The organism is Curtobacterium sp. VKM Ac-1376, assembly GCF_015351025.1.
In the GTDB taxonomy this organism is placed as follows: domain Bacteria; phylum Actinomycetota; class Actinomycetes; order Actinomycetales; family Microbacteriaceae; genus Curtobacterium.
Genome location: NZ_JADKRV010000061.1, coordinates 1 through 436, shown reverse-complemented (window position 1 = coordinate 436; position 436 = coordinate 1). Strand labels below are relative to the sequence as shown.

Below are 436 nucleotides of genomic sequence, written 5' to 3'. Positions count from 1 at the left end.
CTGTGCACGGATCGCGGCGGCCTCCGTCGCACGCACGAGCTCGAGCGCGAGGTTGCGGTCGGGCTGGAGGAACAGGGAGCCGGTTTCCGTAGTGGGAGTCACGACCCGAGCCTACCGACCGGCGGCCGACCGACGGTCCGGACACCGGGCCCGTGCACGCATGTGCACGGCGGGCGCGAGCCGACCGCGTAACCCAGACCGCGCTCTCCCAACCGGCACGGCCGGTCCGCCGCTGGCGCGTCGCACCGGAACCGGCGGTCGGGGCCCAGAGGTTCTGACTACGATCGGCGGGGACATCACCGAAGTCGAAGGAGATCCACGTGCCCATCGCAACGCCGGAACAGTACGCCGAGATGATCGAACGCGCGAAGGCGGGCAAGTTCGCGTACCCCGCGGTCAACGTCTCCTCCTCCCAGACCATCAACGCGGTCCTGCA

Annotated in this window: 2 pseudogenes; one reads left to right on the top strand and one right to left on the bottom strand. The window is 70.2% G+C overall.

What is annotated here, in order from left to right:
• Positions 1–102 (bottom strand): annotated as a pseudogene (gene glpX / locus ITJ56_RS19075) (fructose-bisphosphatase class II); the annotation flags it as partial.
• A gap of 218 nt (positions 103–320) precedes the next feature.
• On the opposite strand from glpX, the pseudogene ITJ56_RS19070 reads away from it, so the two are divergent.
• Positions 321–436, top strand: a pseudogene (locus ITJ56_RS19070) (class II fructose-bisphosphate aldolase); the annotation flags it as partial.